This is a genomic window from Halomonas halocynthiae DSM 14573, from assembly GCF_000425725.1.
Lineage (GTDB): Bacteria > Pseudomonadota > Gammaproteobacteria > Pseudomonadales > Halomonadaceae > Halomonas > Halomonas halocynthiae.
In genome coordinates, this window is sequence record NZ_KE384441.1 from 116,133 (window position 1) to 137,203 (window position 21,071).

Annotated in this window: 22 protein-coding genes and 3 tRNA genes; 18 read left to right on the top strand and 7 right to left on the bottom strand. The window is 55.1% G+C overall.

From position 1 onward, the window contains the following. Positions 1 to 214: 214 nt before the first annotated feature. From fmt to H616_RS0112360, 5 genes are all read left to right on the top strand, one after another. Positions 215 to 1,198 (top strand): methionyl-tRNA formyltransferase, encoded by a 984-nt coding sequence (gene fmt, locus H616_RS0112340; RefSeq protein ID WP_027967640.1) that lies wholly within the window; start codon positions 215 to 217, stop codon positions 1,196 to 1,198. Beyond that, a complete protein-coding gene (gene rsmB, locus H616_RS0112345) occupies positions 1,195 to 2,553 on the top strand; it encodes a 16S rRNA (cytosine(967)-C(5))-methyltransferase RsmB (RefSeq protein WP_027967641.1) in 1,359 nt (452 codons plus the stop codon). Before fmt ends, rsmB begins: the two co-directional genes overlap by 4 nt. A gap of 18 nt (positions 2,554 to 2,571) precedes the next feature. Beyond that, positions 2,572 to 3,945 carry a Trk system potassium transporter TrkA gene (gene trkA, locus H616_RS0112350; protein WP_027967642.1) on the top strand — a complete coding sequence of 458 codons (1,374 nt, stop codon included), beginning with the start codon at positions 2,572 to 2,574 and terminating at the stop codon, positions 3,943 to 3,945. A gap of 24 nt (positions 3,946 to 3,969) precedes the next feature. Continuing rightward, positions 3,970 to 5,418, top strand: coding sequence for a TrkH family potassium uptake protein (locus H616_RS0112355; RefSeq protein ID WP_027967643.1), 1,449 nt, complete (start codon positions 3,970 to 3,972; stop codon positions 5,416 to 5,418). 96 nt (positions 5,419 to 5,514) lie between these two features. Next, a complete protein-coding gene (locus tag H616_RS0112360) occupies positions 5,515 to 6,753 on the top strand; it encodes a TraB/GumN family protein (protein WP_027967644.1) in 1,239 nt (412 codons plus the stop codon). Here H616_RS0112360 and H616_RS0112365 read toward each other — a convergent pair. Further along, positions 6,750 to 7,499 (bottom strand): SIR2 family NAD-dependent protein deacylase, encoded by a 750-nt coding sequence (locus tag H616_RS0112365; protein WP_027967645.1) that lies wholly within the window; start codon positions 7,497 to 7,499, stop codon positions 6,750 to 6,752. The two genes, H616_RS0112360 and H616_RS0112365, sit on opposite strands and share 4 nt — an antisense overlap. Positions 7,500 to 7,787: 288 nt before the next feature. Here H616_RS0112365 and H616_RS14975 point away from each other — a divergent pair, with 288 nt between their 5' ends. From H616_RS14975 to H616_RS0112380, 3 genes are read left to right on the top strand one after another with little or no spacing between them, the layout of a single operon-like run. Beyond that, positions 7,788 to 8,582, top strand: a complete 795-nt coding sequence (locus H616_RS14975) for a pseudouridine synthase (RefSeq protein ID WP_051234282.1) — start codon at positions 7,788 to 7,790, stop codon at positions 8,580 to 8,582. Continuing rightward, positions 8,579 to 9,388: a tRNA cyclic N6-threonylcarbamoyladenosine(37) synthase TcdA gene (gene tcdA / locus H616_RS0112375; protein WP_027967646.1), complete on the top strand. Its 810-nt coding sequence runs from the start codon at positions 8,579 to 8,581 to the stop codon at positions 9,386 to 9,388. The genes H616_RS14975 and tcdA overlap by 4 nt, the downstream gene beginning before the upstream one ends. Positions 9,389 to 9,400: 12 nt before the next feature. Further along, positions 9,401 to 9,640, top strand: a complete 240-nt coding sequence (locus tag H616_RS0112380) for a DUF1653 domain-containing protein (protein ID WP_027967647.1) — start codon at positions 9,401 to 9,403, stop codon at positions 9,638 to 9,640. Between the two features lie 6 nt (positions 9,641 to 9,646). Here the strand turns inward: H616_RS0112380 and H616_RS0112385 are convergent, their stop codons facing one another. Further along, complete coding sequence (locus tag H616_RS0112385) at positions 9,647 to 10,336, bottom strand: type 1 glutamine amidotransferase (protein ID WP_027967648.1); 690 nt, start codon at positions 10,334 to 10,336, stop codon at positions 9,647 to 9,649. A 42-nt stretch (positions 10,337 to 10,378) separates the two neighbouring features. On the opposite strand from H616_RS0112385, the gene H616_RS0112390 reads away from it, so the two are divergent. Together H616_RS0112390 and H616_RS0112395 are read left to right on the top strand one after the other, a co-directional pair. Next, entirely contained in the window at positions 10,379 to 10,672 is a 294-nt protein-coding gene (locus tag H616_RS0112390) for an MGMT family protein (RefSeq protein ID WP_156906466.1), read from the top strand. A 50-nt stretch (positions 10,673 to 10,722) separates the two neighbouring features. Next, positions 10,723 to 11,328 (top strand): YjaG family protein, encoded by a 606-nt coding sequence (locus H616_RS0112395; protein WP_027967650.1) that lies wholly within the window; start codon positions 10,723 to 10,725, stop codon positions 11,326 to 11,328. A gap of 55 nt (positions 11,329 to 11,383) precedes the next feature. Here H616_RS0112395 and H616_RS0112400 read toward each other — a convergent pair whose 3' ends face one another. Genes H616_RS0112400 through hisB form a run of 5 tightly spaced genes read right to left on the bottom strand, consistent with a single transcriptional unit; the run spans position 11,384 to position 14,813 of the window. After that, positions 11,384 to 11,986 carry a hypothetical protein gene (locus tag H616_RS0112400; protein WP_240470594.1) on the bottom strand — a complete coding sequence of 201 codons (603 nt, stop codon included), beginning with the start codon at positions 11,984 to 11,986 and terminating at the stop codon, positions 11,384 to 11,386. 3 nt (positions 11,987 to 11,989) lie between these two features. Beyond that, positions 11,990 to 12,763 carry an imidazole glycerol phosphate synthase subunit HisF gene (gene hisF, locus H616_RS0112405; RefSeq protein ID WP_027967652.1) on the bottom strand — a complete coding sequence of 258 codons (774 nt, stop codon included), beginning with the start codon at positions 12,761 to 12,763 and terminating at the stop codon, positions 11,990 to 11,992. Between the two features lie 2 nt (positions 12,764 to 12,765). Further along, complete coding sequence (gene hisA, locus H616_RS0112410; protein WP_027967653.1) at positions 12,766 to 13,518, bottom strand: 1-(5-phosphoribosyl)-5-[(5-phosphoribosylamino)methylideneamino]imidazole-4-carboxamide isomerase; 753 nt, start codon at positions 13,516 to 13,518, stop codon at positions 12,766 to 12,768. Between the two features lie 19 nt (positions 13,519 to 13,537). Further along, positions 13,538 to 14,179 (bottom strand): imidazole glycerol phosphate synthase subunit HisH, encoded by a 642-nt coding sequence (gene hisH, locus H616_RS0112415; RefSeq protein ID WP_027967654.1) that lies wholly within the window; start codon positions 14,177 to 14,179, stop codon positions 13,538 to 13,540. A 40-nt stretch (positions 14,180 to 14,219) separates the two neighbouring features. Continuing rightward, positions 14,220 to 14,813: an imidazoleglycerol-phosphate dehydratase HisB gene (gene hisB / locus H616_RS0112420; protein ID WP_027967655.1), complete on the bottom strand. Its 594-nt coding sequence runs from the start codon at positions 14,811 to 14,813 to the stop codon at positions 14,220 to 14,222. A 200-nt stretch (positions 14,814 to 15,013) separates the two neighbouring features. On the opposite strand from hisB, the gene H616_RS14980 reads away from it, so the two are divergent. The 8 genes from H616_RS14980 (at position 15,014) to H616_RS0112460 (ending at position 21,048) form a co-directional block, all read left to right on the top strand. Further along, the gene (locus tag H616_RS14980; RefSeq protein WP_051234283.1) at positions 15,014 to 15,487 is read left to right on the top strand and encodes an acetyl-CoA sensor PanZ family protein; all 474 of its coding nucleotides are present in this window, start codon (positions 15,014 to 15,016) and stop codon (positions 15,485 to 15,487) included. Continuing rightward, positions 15,484 to 17,787: an AsmA family protein gene (locus tag H616_RS0112430; RefSeq protein WP_027967656.1), complete on the top strand. Its 2,304-nt coding sequence runs from the start codon at positions 15,484 to 15,486 to the stop codon at positions 17,785 to 17,787. The genes H616_RS14980 and H616_RS0112430 overlap by 4 nt, the downstream gene beginning before the upstream one ends. A gap of 7 nt (positions 17,788 to 17,794) precedes the next feature. Then, positions 17,795 to 18,907 carry an A/G-specific adenine glycosylase gene (mutY, locus tag H616_RS0112435; protein WP_027967657.1) on the top strand — a complete coding sequence of 371 codons (1,113 nt, stop codon included), beginning with the start codon at positions 17,795 to 17,797 and terminating at the stop codon, positions 18,905 to 18,907. Further along, positions 18,908 to 19,183 (top strand): oxidative damage protection protein, encoded by a 276-nt coding sequence (locus H616_RS0112440; protein ID WP_027967658.1) that lies wholly within the window; start codon positions 18,908 to 18,910, stop codon positions 19,181 to 19,183. An 87-nt stretch (positions 19,184 to 19,270) separates the two neighbouring features. Beyond that, positions 19,271 to 19,346: transfer RNA gene (locus H616_RS0112445), tRNA-Phe, on the top strand. A gap of 7 nt (positions 19,347 to 19,353) precedes the next feature. Beyond that, positions 19,354 to 19,428 (top strand) — tRNA-Gln (locus H616_RS0112450). 48 nt (positions 19,429 to 19,476) lie between these two features. Further along, positions 19,477 to 19,552: transfer RNA gene (locus H616_RS0112455), tRNA-Thr, on the top strand. 722 nt (positions 19,553 to 20,274) lie between these two features. Then, positions 20,275 to 21,048, top strand: coding sequence for a metallophosphoesterase family protein (locus tag H616_RS0112460; protein WP_027967659.1), 774 nt, complete (start codon positions 20,275 to 20,277; stop codon positions 21,046 to 21,048). Positions 21,049 to 21,071 lie beyond the last annotated feature (23 nt).

Below are 21,071 nucleotides of genomic sequence, written 5' to 3' on the forward strand. Positions count from 1 at the left end.
TCTATGGTGCCAATAATTCTGCACCATAACTCTGTTCTTTACTTCCCTCTTAACCCCAGGTGCTTGTGTCACCCTATGATCTGACCCTTTTCGGTATCTGGTCATGACAGCTTGCAGCCAACCATTGGTTAGGTAATGGTGCCGTAAGCGTGTGGCTTCGTTATCATGTGGTCTTCTGCTTGCCGATCACTCACTTTTGCTAGGCCATCGACCCATGTCCCGATCCTTACGCGTGATTTTTGCTGGCACGCCTGACTTCGCTGCTGCTAGCCTGACGGCGCTGTTAGATAGTCATCATCAGGTAATTGCTGTGTATACGCAGCCCGATCGTCCTGCTGGGCGAGGGCGTAAGTTAACGCCCAGCCCGGTGAAGCAGCTGGCCACGCAGCATGACATTACGGTTTACCAGCCGCTTAGCTTAAAAGAGGCTGACGCCCAGCAGGCGTTGGCGGCGCTGGATGCTGATGTGATGGTGGTGGTGGCTTATGGGCTGATTCTGCCACGCACAATTCTTGAAACGCCGCGGCTGGGTTGTATTAACGTACACGCGTCGCTGCTACCACGATGGCGAGGGGCAGCGCCGCTTCAGCGAGCTATTGAGGCGGGCGATGATGAAAGTGGTGTAACCCTCATGCAAATGGATGAAGGGCTGGATACCGGTGATATGTTGCGGGTCGCACGCACGCCAATTACCGACACCACTACGGGAGGGGAATTACATGATAGTTTAGCGGCGTTGGGCGGCAAGGCGTTATTACACACCCTTGACGACATGGCGCAGGGCAATGCTGTTGCTACACCTCAACCCGAACAGGGCGTGACTTATGCGGCCAAGTTAACCAAGGCTGAGGCCGAGTTAGATTTTTATCAGGATGCCGCACAGCTCGCTGCTCGTATTCGCGCATTTAATCCTTGGCCAGTGGCCTGGTGTGTGCTGGGTGATGACCGATTACGTTTGCTGATGGCCCACGTGGGTCACTTGGATGAGGGGGAGTCGCCCAGTGCGCCGGGGACGTTGCTGGCGCATCATGAGTCTTTCTTGCGTATCGCTTGCGGTGCGTCAGGCGATCAGGTGTTGTGTGTTAGCCAGGCGCAGCTGCCTGGTGGCAAGGTTATGCCGGTGTACGACTTGCTGTTGGCAAGAGCCGAGCGGTTGGCACCGGGAATTCGTTTAGGTAAGTCGGAGGCTTCACAATGAGCCGCAATACGCCATCAACGCCGCGTGGAAAAAGCGCTGTTGCCAAAAACAGCCCGGGAGTCGCCGTTCGAGCGGCGGCGGCGCGTGCTATTGCGCCAGTGCTTCTTGGCAAGGGCTCGCTCAGCCAGTTGGATGAACATCAAGTCGTCGCGCGTGATAGGGGGCTGCTCAAGGCGCTTTGTTATGGCACGTGCCGAGCGCTTCCACGGCTTGAGGCGCTGGGTGCCCAGCTGTTGGCGCGACCGTTCAAGGCGCGCGATGCGGATGTTCATGCCTTGCTACTGGTGGGTATCTATCAGCTGCTGTATTTGCGTATTCCTGCTCATGCTGCCGTGGGTGAAACAGCTGGCGCTGCGCGGTTGCTCAACAAAGAGTGGGCGACACGGGTGCTCAATGGCTGTTTGCGCCGCCTGCAACGAGAGAGTGCACAGCTTGAGGCTGCTGTCGATAAGGAGCTGGCCGTTGAGTTGTTGCACCCGCAGTGGTGGCTTGATGTACTGCGCAACGCTTGGCCAGATGATTGGCGTGAGATTGCCGAGGCGAACAATCAGCCTGGGCCAATGACACTGCGAGTTAATCGCCGTCAAGGAGACCGCGAGCAGTACCGTGAGCTATTAGATGGGCCGGGCATTCGCTCGCGACTGTGTTCTCATGCGCCAGATGGCCTGACGCTAGAGGAGGCTTGTGATGTGAGCGAGCTGCCAAGCTTTGGTGACGGACGAGCCAGTGTGCAGGACGAGTCGGCTCAGCTGGCAGCGGTGTTGCTGGGTCCGATAATTGCGCCGCGCCCTGGATTGCGTGTATTGGATGCCTGCTGTGCCCCAGGTGGTAAAACTGCTCACTTGTTGGAGTTGTTTGATATTGACCTGACGGCTGTGGATAGTGACGACAGACGTCTGGGGCGGGTTGAAGATACGTTGTCGCGGCTGGGGTTATCGGCCAAGCTGATTCATGGTGATGCGTCTGGCCGTGAGTGGTGGGATGGCGCTGCGTTCGATGCCATTTTGCTTGATGCGCCGTGTTCGGGGAGTGGTGTTATACGTCGCCATCCAGATATTAAGCGCCTGCGTCGTCCCTCGGATATTGCTACGCTGGCTGAGTTACAGGCTCGCTTGCTTGATAACCTCTGGCCGCTGCTGGTGCCTGGTGGCACGTTGTTATATGCCACTTGCTCCGTGTTGCCGGAGGAAAATGCTGATCAGGTCGCTGCTTTTATCGCGCGCACACCGGATGTGGAAGTGACCACGCCACGCAACCTATCCTGGGGGCGGTTGGCTGGTGCTGGCCAGCAGTTATTGCCAAGACCGGACAGTCATGATGGCTTTTTCTATGCCAGATTGAAAAAAGCGGATTAATTTGAACGCAGGGGTACGATGAAAATCATCATCCTTGGGGCGGGCCAGGTCGGAGGCTCCCTGGCCGAGCACCTGGCCTATGAAGAAAATGACATCACGGTTGTCGATACCGATGTGGAGCGGCTACGCGAGCTGAATACGCGTTTGGATATTCGCACAGTGACAGGCCCGGCATCCTACCCCGGCGTACTGCGTCAGGCAGGTTGTGAAGATGCCGACATGTTGATTGCGGTGACCAATACCGATGAAGTTAACATGATTGCTTGCCAGGTAGCGCATACGCTGTTTCGTACGCCTGCTAAGATTGCGCGGGTACGGGCGACGGCTTACCTGACCCGTAAAGGGTTGTTCGCACATGATGCGGTGCCAATTGATGTGCTGATCACGCCAGAGCAGGTGGTTACCGACCATATCCGGCGGTTGATCGAGCATCCTGGTGCGCTGCAGGTGTTGGAGTTTGCAGGTGGGCTGGTTCAGTTGGTTGCTGTCAGAGCATTTCATGGTGGGCCATTGGTGGGTCAGGAGCTGGGCCTGCTACGTGACCACATGCCAAAGGTGGCGACCCGGGTTGCTGCGATTTACCGTCGTAACCGAGCTATCATTCCACGCGGCGACACGGTGATTGAGGCTGATGATGAAGTGTTCTTCATTGCGGCCCGGCGAGATATTCGCGCGGTAATGGGTGAGCTGCGGCGCTTAGAGCGGAATTTTCGGCGCATATTGATTGTTGGGGGCGGCAACATTGGTCAGCGCTTGGCTGAGCACTTGGAGCACCGCCATCAGGTTAAGATCATCGAACATAACTTTGAGCGCTGCACCCAGCTCTCTGAGCATCTTAATCGTACGGTAGTGCTGCATGGGAGTGCGACCAGTCAGCGCTTGCTGGAAGAAGAAAATATTGAAGACTGCGATATTTTCTGCGCACTCACCAACGACGACGAAGTGAATATTATGTCGTCGATGCTAGCTAAGCGTATGGGAGCTAAGAAAGTACTGACATTGATCAATAATGCGGCTTACGTCGATTTGGTGCAGGGCGGTGAGATTGATATTGCTATTTCGCCACAGCAAGCCACGATTGGAAGCTTGCTGACCCATGTGCGGCGTGGCGATATTGTGAATGTGCATTCGCTGCGCCGTGGTGCTGCAGAGGCTATTGAAGCCATTGCTCATGGCGACACCCAGTCCTCCAAGGTGGTGGGGCGTACGATCAGTGAAATCGACCTGCCTGAAGGCACGACGATAGGTGCTATTGTGCGTGGCAGTGAGGTGTTGATTGCTCATGACGAGGTGATGGTGGAGTCAGGTGATCATGTGGTGCTTTTTGTGATCGACAAGCGTCGTATCCGTGATGTGGAGCGGTTGTTCCAGGTCGGATTGTCCTTCTTCTGACGGCATGATGAGGAGTGCTCACACATGAGTCTGAGGATGATTCTGCGCATCTTGGGCCTGTTGCTAATGATGTTCAGTATGACCATGGCGCCGCCCATTTTTATCTCGCTGATTTATGACGACGGCATGTGGACAGCATTCATGCTGGCACAGGCAATCATTGCCGGCATTGGGGCTGTGATGTATTTGCCCAATCGTTTGGCGCGTAAGGAACTGCGTACGCGTGATGGCTTTCTTATCGCGGTGCTGTTCTGGGGGGTGTTGGGGTTTTCAGGTGCCCTGCCGCTGATGTTGACGGGCAGCTCGGCGCTGTCGATGACTGATGCCGTGTTTGAATCCTTTTCTGGCCTTACGACAACTGGCGCGACGGTAATTACCGGCATTGACCTTCTGCCCAAGGCCATTTTGTATTATCGCCAGCAGTTGCAATGGCTGGGTGGGATGGGGATTGTGGTGTTGGCTGTGGCGATTTTGCCAACGCTAGGGGTTGGTGGCATGGCGCTGTATCGCACCGAAATTCCTGGGCCGCTGAAAGACTCCAAGCTAACACCGCGTATTACCGAAACAGCCAAGGCGTTGTGGTATATCTATCTGGCGCTGACCATCGCCTGTATGTTGGCCTATAAAGTGGCAGGCATGGACTGGTTTGATGCCCTGAGCCATAGCTTTTCAACAGTGGCTATTGGCGGTTTCTCGACGCATGACGCCAGCATCGGTTATTTCGATAGCGCTGCGATTGAAATGGTGTGTATCTTTTTTCTTATTATCTCTGCCATGAGCTTCAGCCTGCATTTTGTTGCTTGGCGCGAACGTAGTATTAGCCACTACTTGCGTGACCCAGAGGCGCGATTTTTGCTGTTGTTTCTGCTGGGGCTATCAATTATTACCGTTGGCACCTTATGGTTTGCTAAGGAAGCAGAGCCTATTTCCTTAGTGCGAGATGCGGTATTTCAAGTTGTTTCTATTGCCAGTACGGCAGGCTTTAGTGTTGAAGATTTTTCTGGCTGGCCCGGGGCGTTGCCTTTTCTGCTGTTTATTGCCGCCTTTGTGGGCGGATGCTCAGGGTCGACCGGTGGCGGCATGAAGGTTATTCGCATCATCTTGATTATGAAGCAGGGTATGCGTGAGGTAGTGCGTTTGATTCACCCGCATGCGGTGATTGCCGTCAAAATTGATAAAACGGTAGTGCCAGACGGCATTGCACAGGCTGTGTGGGGATTTTTCTCGGCTTATGTGATGGTGTTTCTCGTGATATTGGTGGGCATCATGGCAACGGGTGTTGACCAGGTGACTGCTTGGTCTACGGTGGCATCTGCGCTTAACAACCTAGGGCCTGCGTTGGGCGAAGCCAGTGCGAATTATGGTGATCTTCCGTTTTTGGCTAAATGGTTTCTGGTACTGGCGATGCTGATGGGGCGGCTTGAGATATTTACCATTCTGGTGCTGTTTACCCCGGCCTTCTGGCAAAAGTAATGAATAATGAGTCGCGAGCTGTTACTCGTGAGTCGTGAGTTGGCCCATCGAATGACATGGGCGATAATCGTTTTTTTCTTGCACAATTGAGCTGTAATGACCCAGACAACGGATACCGTAACCCCTTCGCCTGACGCTCCGACGACTTCCGGCCCCCGCCGTACGCTGTGCGTTGGTGATACCTGCTATACCTTGGTTGGCACGGCCCATGTGTCGTCTGAGAGTGCCGACGAAGTGCGTGCGTTGATTGCTTCCCAGGCGTTTGATGCTGTCGCCATCGAGCTATGTGAGTCGCGTCACCAGAACCTTGCCAATCCCGACCTTATGGCTGAGCAAGACCTGTTTCAGGTATTCCGCCAGGGCAAGGCGGGAATGGTCGCTGCGAGTCTCGCTCTGGGGGCTTTTCAGCAGCGGGTTGCTGAGCAGTCGGGTATTGAACCGGGGGCTGAAATGAATGCGGCTCTTGAAGAAAGCCAGCGCCTTGGTTTACCGGTTAAGCTGATCGATCGGGATATTGGCATCACGCTGAAGCGTATTTACAGCAATGTACCCTGGTGGCAGCGCTTTTCTTTATTTTCCGGACTGCTGGGCAGCGTGCTGTCGCGTCAGGACGTGGCTGTTGAGGATATTGAAAAACTCAAACAAGGTGATGTTCTTGAATCTACGTTTAATGAGTTTGCCAGTGAGTCTGAAGCGCTATTTACTCCGCTGATCAGCGAGCGTGATCGGTATATGGTGTTGCGTCTTGCTGAAACCTGCCCGCCAGGCAGTTATCGCCATGTCTTGGTAGTGATTGGTGCGGGCCACCTTAAGGGGATGGCTGAGCATCTGGAAACCCCTCTGCCGGACGTGCCCCGGGTTGAGCGCGAAGCACTCGAAACAACGCCGCCGCCGTCGCGAGTCTGGAAATTTTTACCTTGGCTAATTACGGCTCTGGTGCTTAGTGGTTTTGCCATGGGGTTTTCCCGCAACACTGAGCTTGGCTGGCAGTTGGTCATCGAGTGGTTTGTGATTAACGGCGTACTATCTGGGTTGGCAACGCTGGTGGCGTTAGCGCACCCCGTCACGGTAGTGGCCACTGCGTTTGCGGCACCGCTGACTTCGCTGAACCCAACGATTGGTGCAGGTTTTGTTGCTGCTGGGGTTGAGCTGGCCATGCGTAAGCCCAAAGTACGCGACTTTAAAACGCTGCGTCAGGATGTGACCCACTGGACAGGTTGGTGGCGCAACCGCGTGTCGCGCACCTTGCTGGTATTTATTACCGCTACGATTGGCTCAGCTGCTGGAACCTGGATTGCCGGCTTCCGGATAGCTGGTGCGCTGTTTGGCGGCTAGTTTAGCCGTTCGTGTGGGTACAGTGTTTCAGGTACCCATAGGTGTCCTTTGCGTAGCCAGTGCTGGGTTAGCATGGGTACGCCTTCTCCAGCGGGCATGGCCAAACGGATGATGTCAGATCGGCCTAGGGACTCTGCGGCAGGATCGATGACAATGCGTTCGACGTGCTGGGGAACCAAGTCAACCAGCATAGCGGCGGGCATGACGGCAAGAGAAGTGCCCACCACCAGCAGTAAATCCGCCGTGCTGGCGATTTCACAGGCTTCGCTGTATCTCGGCACGGCTTCGCCAAACCAAACGACGTCAGGCCGTAACTGGCTGCCTTTATCGCAGAGGTCGCCCATTCGAATGCCGCCCTTGGGCAGCGGATAGAGCATGCGACTATCAACGCTTGAGCGCGCCTTGAGTATCTCGCCGTGTAAGTGGAGCACATCGGTAGAGCCGGCCCGCTCATGCAGGTCGTCAATATTCTGGGTAATAATGCTGACTTGAAAGCCGTTTTTTTCCAGGTTTGCCAGTGCGTTATGCGCCGCATTAGGTTTGGCATAACGGATCTGGTTACGTCGCTGATCGTAAAAATGCAGCACGGTTTCTGGATCGTGCTCCCACGCATCGGGCGTAGCGACATCCTCGATACGGTAGTCAGCCCACAAGCCATCTTCGGCGCGAAACGTCTGAATACCGCTTTCGGCGCTGATGCCGGCTCCAGTAAATACCACCAAGTGTGGTTGCTGTGAACTGCTCATAGGGGCTCCTGTTACACGACCTGTTATACATCTTTTTTATACACAGGCGCAGCGCGCCAGATGGTTGTTGATATCTGCCTCGAATCTCGGGTCTTGCGGCAGGGAAGCATACCAATAACGCTATCTTCATTTACTGGCTTTCTCAATAACGGGCTGAGGCCAATCGCTGCAGATGACATCTGTGCCACCTACAGCGACAATATGCACCTGAGCGATTGCCTTGCCCCTTAATGTGTTGATATTTTTTTTATGACCATGCCTTAACGGCCCCTTTATTGATGAGCCCACATGCCAGAATCACTGCCGATAATTTATCAGGATAACCATCTGATTGCTGTGCATAAACCTGCTGGGTTGTTGGTGCATCGCAGCGCACTAGCGCGAGGTGAAAAGCACTTTTTGCTGCAGACCTTGCGCGACCAGATTGGGCAGCGGGTTTATCCAGTACACCGGCTGGATCGCCCGACGTCGGGATTGATCGTGATGGCGCTCAGCTCTGAGGTGGCATCTGGGCTGGTAGAGGAGTTCAGTGCCCAGCGTGTTGCTAAGCGTTATTTGGCAGTGGTACGTGGCATAGGCCCTGATTGTGAGCGTCTCGATTATGCCTTGCGTGAGGAAGATGGCTCGCGCCCCAAGGCCGACATGCCAGCCATGCCCGCCGTAACGGAAGTGCGTCGCCTGGATAGTGTGGAGTTGCCCGTTAGCGTTGATCGCTACCCCACTAGCCGCTACTCGTTAATGGAGGCGCGTCCACTGACTGGGCGTCGTCACCAGATTCGCCGTCATCTATCGCGCCGGGGATACCCGATTATCGGCGATGCCAGGCATGGCAAAGGGCTGCATAACCGTTTCTTTGCCGCTCAGCTGGACTGCCCTCAGCTGCTGTTGGCGTCTGTGGAGTTGAGTGTTAGGCACCCAGTGAGCGGTGAGATGTTGCGTTTGCATTGTGCGCTGGACCCAGTGATGACCCAGTTGTTTGAACGCTTTGGGTGGGCTGGTCATTTGCCTGGCGCAAGTGGCTCTTCTCAGCCGCTGTTAAGCAATATGAGGGTCACAAATGTACAAAATCCAGAGGCATCATGAGCGATTCACTGGCTATCGATAGCGATTATGATCTGCGTTTTGGAGGCATCCGGCGCTTGTATGGTGCCCAGGCGGTCGAGCGTTTTCGTCATGCCCATGTGGTGGTGGCAGGGGTTGGTGGCGTTGGAAGCTGGGCAGTAGAGGCTCTGGCCCGCTCCGGTATTGGTCGGTTGACGTTAATTGATCTAGACGATGTGTGCTTGTCTAACGTTAATCGCCAGTTGCATGCGCTGGATGGCACGGTTGGCCGCCCCAAGGTTGAGGTGCTGGCCGAACGTTGTCGGGCCATTCATCCCCATATTGATGTGGTGGCGGATTCGGCTTTTGTGACGCCAGCGAACCTAGCAGAGCGTTTGCCGGATGGAGTTGACTACGTACTAGATAGCATTGATAGCGTGGTGGCTAAGGCGGCGCTGATTGCTTGGTGTAGGCGGCGCAAGATACCGATTATTGTGACGGGGGCAGCCGGCGGTCAGACCGATCCGACACGTATTCAGACAGCTGACTTGGCGCGTGCTGTGCAGGATCCGTTACTGGCGCGCGTGCGGGCTCAACTGCGCCGTGATTATGGTTTTACGCGTAACCCCAAAAGACGCTTCAGTGTGGAATGTGTGTTTTCGGACGAGCAGCTGGTTTACCCCGCTGCGGATGGAGAGGTGTGTCATGCTAAACCGGCGGCGGGTGAGTCGACACGTTTAGACTGCGCCTCTGGTTTTGGTGCAGCTACCTTTGTGACGGGCGCCTTCGGTTTTGCTGCCGTGGCTCGAGTGTTGGCCAAGCTGGCACGTAATTCACCCCAGAGGTAAGACAGGTTTTTAATGAATAACTCTCAGCCAGTACCCGGTATTTATCGTCATTACAAAGGGCCACTTTATGAAGTGGTTGGCGTTGCCCAGCACAGCGAGACTGAGGAGTCGGTCGTTGTGTACCGCGCGTTATATGGTGACTATGGTCTGTGGGTCAGGCCGCTTGGGATGTTTACCGAAACGGTAGAAATACGCGATGAAAATGGGGCTGTTATGCAGCCCCGCTTTGCCTTGGAAAAGGCATTCAATTAAGTGGTGTCAGTCATGGCGGGCATTACGCAGCCACTGGCTCAGTACGCGATCAAGCAGCGGTGCTAGTTGCGTAAACTGCTCGTTATTGGAAAGAATGTCACTATCACTTTGTCGATAAGGACTGGTGGCGTCGCCTTCAGGCCGGGGCAAATGGGCCAGCCGTTCGCGGGTGCTGGCAGGTGTGGCTTCCAAGTGGCATAGCAGGCCCACGACACGCCCCGCATCCCAGCTGAACCCTTGTAGCGGGCTGGCTTCACTGCCACCGAGTGGTAACGCATCGTCGGGTAAGCCAAAAACATTGCGGTGCCAGGTAAATGCGTCGAAATGCTCCGGCAAATCGAAGGGGCTGGTCGTGTGGAGAGTCACCTTTTGCCAACCTGTTTCGGCGTAAGTGCCTCGTGAAACGCCAGCACACAGCGCATGAGCGATGCGGCAAGCGCCGTGGCCGATACCAAGAAGTGGGCGTGGGCTGTCCAGCGTGCGAGTAATCAGTTTGTCTTCTCGGCGTCCCCAGTTTGGTAACACGTCGCTTTCTGGTGCGTCGAGAATGATGAGTCCGTTGCTGTCGCCAGGGCGTGGTGGTAATTCGCCGTCGTACAGGTGGAAGGTGGTATGGCTATGTCCCATGCTATCGAGCCAGTCGACGATACGGGCTGGGCCCAGGTGGGGGCTATGCTGGAGAAGGTGAAAATGCATGCGCGTCCTCGCCGAAAATCAGCTGTGAGAAGGCCAGAGTACATGAAAGTAAGCTTGAAAGAACAGATACTTACTATTATTGCAGCGATTCCTCCAGGGCGCGTGACCAGCTATGGCCGTATTGCTACCATGACTGATGCTGGCACGCCGCGACTGGTAGCCAGGGCGCTGCGTGAGCTGCCAGCGGGGCATGATTTACCCTGGTTTCGTGTTATTACTGCCTCGCGACGGCTCGCAGAGCATGGGGCTGCTGATGAGCAGCGCCAGCGGTTGATGGCCGAAGGTGTTGTCTTTGATGACCGTGGGCGCGTGGCCCCTGAACGCTTGTGGCCATAGGCGGCCGATACCTGCTCTTTAGTCATTCACTCGACGTACAAGGAAAGCTCATGTCTCAGCCTCAGCCTGTTAAAGGTTTCAATCAGCGCTTGTATGCACTCGAGCCACAGGCTCAGCAGGCTTTCATGGCTGCGCTGTGTGAGCGTTTAGTGCCTAACTATGCGCTGTATGCACAAGCCTCAGGGCAGGGCGATCTTAACGTTTTGAAAGCTATCCTGGCGTTGGTGTGGGAGCGTTTGCAGGTTAAAAGCGCGCGAATCGACTTTGATCTGCAAGCCGACAAGCTGGTTGCATGTCATCCACCCGCCGAGGACGATAGTTTCGGGGCGCGACGCGCTATGGAAGTTGTGTCGGCATTGTCTGCGTTGCTTGATACCTTGCGCGGGGGATCGTTGGAGGCGGTTGTCGAAGTCAGCCGCACTTCCCGCAGTGGTGTGCAGGCTTTCATTGCCATGACGGAGGGCGAAGAGGACAGCGACGCACTGGCGGCCAACGTGCGAGAACATCCGTTGATGGCGGATGAAAATGACTTTCAGGATGCTGTGTTGGCAGCAGCGGAAACACCGCTCAGTCGAGAGGCGCTGAAGTCGCTGCGCCTGCTAGGGCGCAACGACGGGGTCAGCAATTTGGGGGTCAGCATAGACGGCGAGGAATAAGCGGTGGCTATTTCCTGGTCATGCGTTGATAACGCAGACTGTTTGCTGCAAGCGCTTAGAAGCGCAGTCCTGCGGTGACCATCATGCCTGCAGTACCAAAGACAATGACGTCGCCCTCTACCCGTTTGTAGCGAACGCCGACGCTCGGCAAAATGGCGGGTGCAACGCCTGACCTGTTGAATGGGATTTTATCGCGGTACTCGCCTTTATAGCCGCGTAGCAAGCCTGCGGTTAGCTTAGCGCGCACGCTGAATTCATGGTTTGGCTCCCACAGGGGGAACTCACGTCCGGCATACCAATACCAAGTGGGCTGGCGGTAGGAGTTTCTGAACCAAGCTGTACCCACTAGCCAGCGCTGGGGGTTGTGAAGCTCAATGGAAAGCAGGTTCTGATCGTTATTATGCTCGGGGTCCGGAGAAAAGTGCCGTGTATACAAGCTGGTCTGAACCAGGATGTGATCCAGTTCCAGCATCGAGGATTGGGCTTCAGCCGTTGGTTCCTGCTGTGCTAAAGCGCTATTGGCCGTGAAGGCTAACGCCAGCGCTGCCGTCAGACATGCGGCCAGCCGGCGGACTCTCTCAGCTTGAGAGCTACGCTTTGCGTGTTGGCGTGAGCGCTGGAGAGGACCGTGTGGTTTTGCTGTGGTGATCAAGAGCATAGTTTAGAGCCGCATGGTGATGCCACGACTTGCCATGTAGCGCTTGGCTTCAGGAATCGTGTACTCGGAAAAATGGAAAATACTGGCTGCCAGTACTGCGTCGGCTCCGCCTTCGAGAATACCGTCTACTAGGTGGTCAAGGTTGCCGACGCCACCTGAAGCAATCACCGGTACGCTGACGGCATCGCTGATTGCGCGGGTCACGCCTAAATCAAAGCCTTGCTTGGTGCCGTCGCGATCCATGCTGGTCAGCAGCAACTCTCCAGCACCATATTCCACCATGCGGCGGGCCCATTCCACGGCATCTAGGCCCGTTGTTTTACGTCCGCCGTGGGTAAAAACTTCCCAGCGTAGTGGCTCCCCCTCGGCTGACACCTGTTTCGCGTCGATAGCGACCACAATGCACTGGCTGCCAAAGCGGTCGGCGGCTTCGCGCACAAAGTCAGGGTTGTGTACTGCTGCGGTATTGATGGAGACCTTATCGGCTCCAGCATTGAGCATAGTACGAATGTCGTCGCAGCTACGGATGCCGCCACCTACGGTTAGGGGAATAAACACTTCGCCAGCAATCTGCTCAACCATTTCAACCGTGGTGTTGCGATCTTCGTGGCTGGCGGTAATGTCCAGCACGGTAATTTCATCAGCACCCTGAAGGTTATAGCGCTGGGCGACCTCGACAGGGTCGCCGGCATCACGGATATCGACAAAGTTAACGCCTTTGACCACACGGCCAGACTCTACGTCAAGACAGGGAATGATGCGTTTGGCAAGTGCCATGTTCAGCTCTCCTTGTGGCCAGCGGTCAAGGTATCACACAACACCTGGGCCTCAGACAGATTCAGGCTACCTTCGTAGATAGCTCGGCCGGTGATGGCGGCGACAATACCCGGTTCGTCGGCAGCAATCAGTGCTCGCAAGTCGTCAAGGTTAGTGACCCCGCCGGAGGCAATGACCGGCAACCCGCCTTCACGGGCGAGTTCGGCGGTTGCTTCAACATTGACACCTTGCATCATGCCGTCGCGAGCAATATCGGTGTAAACGATGGAAGAGACGCCGTCGTCGGCAAAACGCTTAGCCAGGTCGGTGGCTTTGAGTGTTGAAACCTCGGCCCAGCCATCGGTGGCGACAAAACCGTCGCGGGCATCTAGGCCGACGATGATGTGGCCGGGGAAGGCGCGGCACATTTCGCTAACGAACTCTGGCTCTTTAACGGCTTTGGTGCCGATGATCAGTTGGGATACGCCAGCCTTGAGATAGTGCTCGATAGTAGCGGCATCGCGTATGCCGCCGCCGATCTGGATTGGGAGGTCCGGGTAGGCTTGAGCAATAGCTGTAACAGCCTCGCCATTCATCGGCTTACCTTCAAACGCGCCATTCAGATCCACCAAATGCAAACGGCGTGCTCCGGCGTTAACCCAGCGCGTTGCCATGGCGACGGGGTCGTCACCATAGCTGGTTGCATCGTCCATGCGTCCTTGTTTGAGGCGCACGCACTGACCGTCTTTGAGATCAATGGCGGGAATAACCAACATGTTGTGTCCTTTCACGCCATTAAGGCGCCCAGTAAACGAAGTTTTCCAACAGCTTGAGTCCGGCCCGAGAGCTTTTCTCAGGGTGGAACTGTACCGCAAAGGTGGCGTCGCGTCCGGTGGCGACATGCGCTGTGATATGGCCGTAGTTGATGGTGCCATACACGTCGGTGTCGTTGCTGGCGGTTACATAGTAGCTATGCAGGAAATAGAAATGCTCATCCTGATGAATGCCGCGCCACAGGGCATGGTCTTGATGCAACTGTAGCTGATTCCAGCCCATGTGCGGCACTTTGAGCCGCTGGCTGTGAGGGTCGAGCATGTCGGTGGGGAAGCGGCGTACCTGGCCTGGCATGAACCCCAGGCATTCAGTGCCGCCATTTTCTTCGCTACGTTCGAAAAGCATTTGCTGGCCAAGGCAAATGCCCAGCAGGGGCTTGGACTGCTGAGCCAGCAGCTCATCTACCAAGCCACGCAGTTCGGTATGTTCAAGCTCGCTCATGCAGTCGCGGATGGCGCCCTGGCCCGGTAGCACAAGGCGTGTTGCGCCTAGAATGCGCCGAGCATCGCGGGTAATGACTACACGCTCCTGGGTGACGTGCTCCAGCGCTTTGGCGACAGAGTGCAGGTTGCCCATACCGTAGTCGATGACGGCGATGGTCATGTTGCGATCCTCTTAGTGGTCGGCAGTTTGGCCGGCAGGCTCATAGTACGCCTTTGGTAGATGGCATTTGGCCTGCCATGCGTGAGTCTTCAGCGGTGGCCATTCGCACTGCGCGGCCGAATGCTTTGAAAATGGTTTCTGCCTGGTGGTGAGCGTTGAAACCTTTCAGATTGTCGATATGCAGGGTTGCCTGAGCATGATTGACGAAACCCTGGAAGAACTCCCAGAACAGCTGAGTGTCCAGAGTGCCGATGCTTGCGCGGGTGAACTCAACATCCATAAATAGCCCAGGGCGGCCAGAGAAGTCGATAACTACGCGGCTTAGCGCCTCGTCTAGTGGCACATAGGCATGGCCATAGCGAGAAATGCCGCGCTTATCTCCGAGTGCTTGGCGGAATGCTTGGCCCAGGGTGATGCCGATATCTTCGACAGTGTGATGATCATCGATATGCAAATCACCATCGGCGTTGATATCTAAGTCGATCAGGCCGTGACGCGCTATCTGGTCAAGCATATGGTCGAGGAAGGGAATGCCGGTTTGGCTATTAAGGCGGCCTTGTCCGTCCAGATTTACAGTAACAGTAATACGTGTTTCCTGCGTGTCACGGCTGACCGTGGCAATACGCTCGGACATGTCGGATCTCCAGCGCTGGGCGCATATCAGAATGACGCGGCGTTTGGGTGCTTGAGGCGCTCTTGCTCTGCGCTTCAAAGCCGAGACAGCGAATCTCGTCTGCCGCAACAAAACAACCATTATAGAGAACCGTTGGCCCTATCCGCTACAATGCCAGACATTCAGGCTGGTCAACGCCGCCAGTTTTCAGGAGATACAGCATGCCGGTAACGCTTCAGTGTGTCGATCACACTGCCTGGGACGCCGATTCCCAGCTTCATACCGACCTGAGGCGTATCTATAACGATGCGCCTGAAGAACGACGCCCCATACCGGTTGATGAGTTTATTCAAAACCATTTGGCCGCCGGGCAGGTATTTTTTTGTGCGCGCTTCAATGATCGCTTGCTAGGGGCTATGGCTGTAGTGGAAGAAGATGATGTCTGGTGGCTTTCGCATCTTTGTGTGCGCAAGACGACGCGTCGTCGTGGTGTAGGAGCCCGTTTGTTGAAACTGGTTAGCGAGAGAGCGCACCAGCAAGGTAGCCGGTTATGCGTGGCTAGTCAGCATCTGTCCATGGCAGATCAGTTGTTGCTCAGTCGTGTGGGATATCGCCCAGTGCAGGCGGGCGATTATTTTGCGTTGGATATTTCTGTTACTCATCGTTCTGCTAAAAAGGGAGCCGACCCACAATGAAGCGAATGCTGCGAATCCTGTTGGCCGCTATCGGTATTCTGGGACTAGTCATGGTGGGGGCGGTTGTTTTTGTGACGACCTTTCTTGACCCAGAAGACCTCAAGCCACGTTTAGTGGAAATAGTCCGTGAACAAACGGGCCTTGAACTTGAACTGGGCGGGCAGCTGAATTGGTCGTTCTATCCCCGCCTTGGGGTTAGCGTGAACACCGCTGAAGCGTGGTTGCCCGGAAGGTCTGAGGGTCAAGCACCCTTTGCTGCGTTTGAGTATGGTGAAGTTAGCCTGTCGTTTGCCCCGTTGCTCAGGCGTGAAATAGCGATTGATGGGCTGACGATTGTGGGGTTGGATCTGAATCTTGAGCGTGATGCTCAAGGGCGTGGTAACTGGGAAGCACTGCTTGAGCGCCTAGACAATCAGCGTCAGAGCGTGAAGTCGGTTCTGGTGCCGGCCAGCGCGGGGGTTAACCCGAGCAGCCCAGACCTTGCTGTTAACGTGAATATTGCCAGCGTACAGTTGCAGGATGGGCGTGTGCGCTACGCTGATGTGCAGACTGGCAACGCTTACCAGCTGAGCAATTTGGTGCTTGCGGGCACTAATGTTAGCCCAGGCAAAGCCTTTCCGTTGAAAGGTAGCGTTGTGGTGGACTACTTCGAGACGCTCGATGCAGAGTCGTCGAGTTTGAACAGCCAGTTAGACCTGAGCACTAATGTGACCCTAGGGCTGACCGAGCGGCGTCATCTGTTAGAGGGATTTTCGCTCAAAGCCAGTTCGCACTTTGGCTCGGAGCGCTCGCGGCAAGAGTTTCAGCTGATGGCTGAACAGCTTGAGCTGGACCTGGGGGCAGATAGTCTTCGCCTGACCAATAGCCAACTGCAAGCGGGGTTATTGTACCCACTGTTGGGAGAGAAGCGCCTAGCGTTTGATATGCAGTTTGATCTTGAAGGTCATCTCGACACACATACCGCAAACCTGCGCCAGATCGCGCTTACTGGGCCGGACGGACTGAATGTTACCGGCAATCTGCTGTTTGAAGCGTTGAACACGGCGCCGCGCTATAGCGGGCAGCTTAAGTTAGCACCGTTTTCACTCAAAAAATGGTTGGCGCGGTTTGATGCCATGCCTGCCATGAATAACCCCGACGCGTTGAGCGATGTCGGATTGACCAGCCCTGTTGAAGGCGACTTGATGTCGTTAACCCTAGACGGGCTCAACATGACGCTGGATAGCAGCACCCTGAGCGGTCGTTTGAGCGCTGCGTTTGATGGCACTCAGCTGGACGCAAGCCTACAGGGTGACAGTATTCATCTTGATGATTACCTTGTGCTTAATGAAGAGGGTGCAGAGGTGGCGCAACTCGCGGGTATTACTCGCGCTTGGGCACAACAAGAGCATGTTGATTTACTTCCCGCAGAGTGGCTTGCAGAGGTGGCGCTGAACCTTCAGCTGCGTCTTGACGAGCTGGTTGTGGCTAAACAACGACTTCAGGATGTGACTCTCAACGTTGACGGTGATGACGGAGTGCATCAACTGACTCAGTTTTCCTCCAATCTTCATTCAGGAACGCTACAAGCCACGGGTACATTGAACGCCAGCGACGCGCCGCTGCAGTGGGCCTTATCGTTTGAAGGAGACGAGCTGCGCTTAGCCTCTTTGCTTGCTTCTCTGGGACACGAACCGCCGCCGGCAGAAGGGCTGCTGTATGGCCAGGGTGAGCTGACGAGCCAAGGCAATAGTGTGGAGCGGGTTACGCGTGGCCTAAATGGCCAGGTAGAACTAGGTATTAATGAGGGTCGGCTGACAGGGGCCAATATTTCACGCGAGCTGTGTGGTGTTGCAGCACGCTTGGAAGGCAAGCCGCTGGGTAGTGAGTGGCCTGAGGGCACCCCCTTTGAGCAAGCGACGGCGACTATTGATATCACGGATGGTATCGCCAGCACAGACGACCTGGTGCTGAATATCCCTGGTATCAATGTCGGTGCTAACGGTACGTTGGACCTCGGTAGCGAGGCGTTTGATCTGCGGGTGGCAGCAAGCTTCAGTGACGATGTGGATCCGGCCTGTGCCGTTAACCCAAGGCTTATTGGTGTGGCCCTGCCACTGCGCTGTAAGGGGCAGCTTAGCGAAGACAGCAGTAAATGGTGCCGCCTTGATAGCACTGCCGTGCAAGCGGCGTTAAGTCAGGCTTTGCAGCGTGAAATTCAGCGTCGTTTTGGCAATGGCGCTGAAAAAGCGCTTGATGAGCCCCTTGGTGAGGAGGCTGCAAGCGGCTTGCGCAAGGCAATCAAGGGGCTTTTGGAGTGAGATGTTGATGACAGATCAGCCCATGCCAGTCCTTGAGCCATTGCATTTTCAGCAGCGCCTGCTGGACTGGTTTGATCGCCATGGTCGTCATGACTTGCCTTGGCAGCAGCAGCGCACGCCATATCGCGTCTGGGTGTCAGAGATCATGCTTCAGCAGACCCAGGTCGCGACAGTTATCCCGTATTACCAGCGTTTTATGGCCCGTTTTCCTGACGTTGCCGCTCTTGCTGCAGCCAGTCAGGATGACGTGTTGCACTTGTGGACGGGGCTTGGCTATTACGCTCGGGGGCGTAACCTTCACAAAGCTGCTCAACTGATCGCAACGCAGTATGGTGGTGAGTTTCCGCTGGATAGTGTTGAGGTATTGGTTGAATTGCCAGGTATTGGGCGCTCGACGGCTGGGGCCATCATTGCGCAAAGTACAGGGCAGCGTGGGATTATTCTTGATGGTAATGTTAAGCGTGTCTTGGCGCGCTTGCATGCCGTCGAGGGTTGGACAGGGCGCAGTGCTGTGGAGCGCCAGCTATGGTTGTTGGCTGATAACTATACACCGCACCAGCGAGTTGCAGATTACAGTCAAGCGATGATGGACCTGGGGGCGACCCTGTGTCGCCGAGGTACGCCGGACTGTGAACGCTGTCCTTTCAGTGATGTATGTTTGGCGAACCAGCGGGGTGAGCAGCGCCGCTTTCCCGAACGTAAACCGAAAAAAGCGCTGCCTACACGGCACACCCTCATGCTGATACTGCGTGATGAGGCCGGACGGGTATTGCTTGAGCAGCGGCCATCTAGTGGTTTGTGGGGCGGGCTATGGAGCTTACCGCAGTTTGACTCTGAGACAGCGCTGCGCGGCTGGTTGGACAATCACGCACCAAACGCCACGGTTGAACGAGCATGGCCTGTTTTTACGCATGTGTTTAGTCACTTCCGGCTTGAGATAACCCCGCGACCGGCTCGCATGGCGCAGGCAGCGGGCATTAATGAACAAGGGCACTGGGTGAATCCGGCAAGCCTTGGAGAGATTGGTCTTGCTGCCCCAGTGAAAGGCTTGCTGGAATCGCTCGTACCCTTCAGTCTGGTGGCACACACTGCCACTAATGATTCGCAGGAGACGCTTTGAATGAGTAATACCGTGCTTTGTCGCAAATATCAGCAACAGCTAGAGGCGCTGCCACTCCCTCCGCTACCTGGCGCCAAAGGGCAAGAGATTCAGGCGACAGTCTCGAAGCGTGCTTGGGAAGAATGGCAATCACTGCAGACGCGGCTGATCAATGAGAAACACCTCAACCTGCTGGACAGCGAAACGCGCCGTTACCTGATGGAACAGATGGAGCGTTTTTTGGATAACCAGCCGACAGATCAAGCCGAGGGTTATGTGCCGCCTAGCGCTGGCTGAGTGATTACTGCCCGAAATTGCTATCATTTTGCCAATTTAGGGTTGACGAAAAATTCCAGCTGGGGTTTAATACGCACCGTTGGCAGCGGCCAGATAGCTCAGTCGGTAGAGCAGGGGATTGAAAATCCCCGTGTCGGGGGTTCGATTCCCTCTCTGGCCACCAAGACTGCTGGGGTATAGCCAAGTGGTAAGGCACCGGTTTTTGGTATCGGCATTCCCAGGTTCGAATCCTGGTACCCCAGCCACGCTAACGCATGTATCCGTTCTGCATGTTGTGATGCAGTCGGTCCCGCGCCGGCATAGCTCAGTTGGTAGAGCAACTGACTTGTAATCAGTAGGTCCCGGGTTCGACTCCTGGTGCCGGCACCAGTGGGAAAGACAGTAGTTTCAATATATTGCAGAACAGAAAAGCCGCCATCATGGGCGGTTTTTTCGTTTTTATCATACCTGTTCGAGTTATGGCGCTCTGCCAGAGTCAACGCCGCAAGGTAAAGGCATTACAGGGCTTGGAGTAAGAGGGCGGGCCTGTCGTTCATGTGGTGTCACGTATGACCGCGACATAAACGCAACCAAGAGCGTGTTCGGGTACGGTCGTCTAGCGGTAGGAATGTGCGCCTAAACCCCCTGATTTAGTGACCAAACTCACTCTGCCACTGTATTCGCCGGTGGGTGGCGAAAACTGGCCTATGTCACAGTGTGATAACTGGGTGGGCCGTTGTCAGGTTCGGGCGCCGGTTCAACATTTTCATGATTGTTGGTAGTTCTAGTAAATAGTGAGCTGCTTCAGTTGAAGTGAAGTAACGTTAAAATACGGCCCTGCCCAATAAGACATGGGACAATACCGTAGCGAAATACTCAGGTGTTGTATTCAGTTTCTGTGGCCAAGGAGTATTAACTTCATATGGTTACTATCGCGATCTTGTCAGGCCGCTGCACAATCCATTCTAGTTATCTGATTATTGAAAACGTACCTGCTGCACTTTGTTTTCACGATACGTCCACGAAGTGCATTCTCTATGCTTTTCGCCCAGCTTGCTAAGGGTTGGCGGTAGGGCTATATATGAAATGTTACGTATTTTGGAGAGTCCCTTGTGCGTCTGAGAGTTATTTCTGATCTGCATCTTGAGCACTTCGATGATGCTCGCGACTTACCCGATGTACCCGCTGATATTGTGATACTTGCCGGTGACATCCATGCGGGCGTGAAGGGGCTTCAGTGGGCGGCGGACCGCTTTTCAAATCTGCCGGTTATCTACGTGGCGGGGAACCATGAATACTATGGGCATTCCATCCCTGAGCTGTCTGCTGAGCTGCGATCAGAGGCTGAAAGGCTTGGAATTCATCTGCTCGATAACACCAGCGTTGAGATAGGCGGTATACAATTTATCGGCAGCACCCTCTGGACTGATTTTAGGCTGTATGAAAACGATCCTGAGCATAGCCTAGACGCAGCCTATGAAAAAGCGCTAGCTTTCATGCCGGATTTTAACATCATTGAACAGTCTGATGGGGTGACGTTTACCCCGCAAGAAAGCCAAAGACTCCACAAGCGTGCCGTGCAATGGCTGGCACACGAGCTGGACGCGCCTTTTGCTGGTCCTAAGGTAGTCATCACTCACCACGCACCGCTGGCAAGTTGCATCCCAGATCAGTACCAAGGTGATGCGCTTTCGCCTGCGTTTGCATCGGATCTGTCACGATTGATGGGAAAATCTGCTCTCTGGGTACATGGGCATGTTCACGAAACAGTAGATGTTAATTGCATGGGAACGCGCGTTATTGCCAACCCAGGCGGGTATCCTGATGAGTTTATACCCCCTTGCTTCCTGCCTGACTTCGTCGTGGAAATCCCCGCGTCGGGTTAAGCCTGGTTGCCAGATAAGGCCGC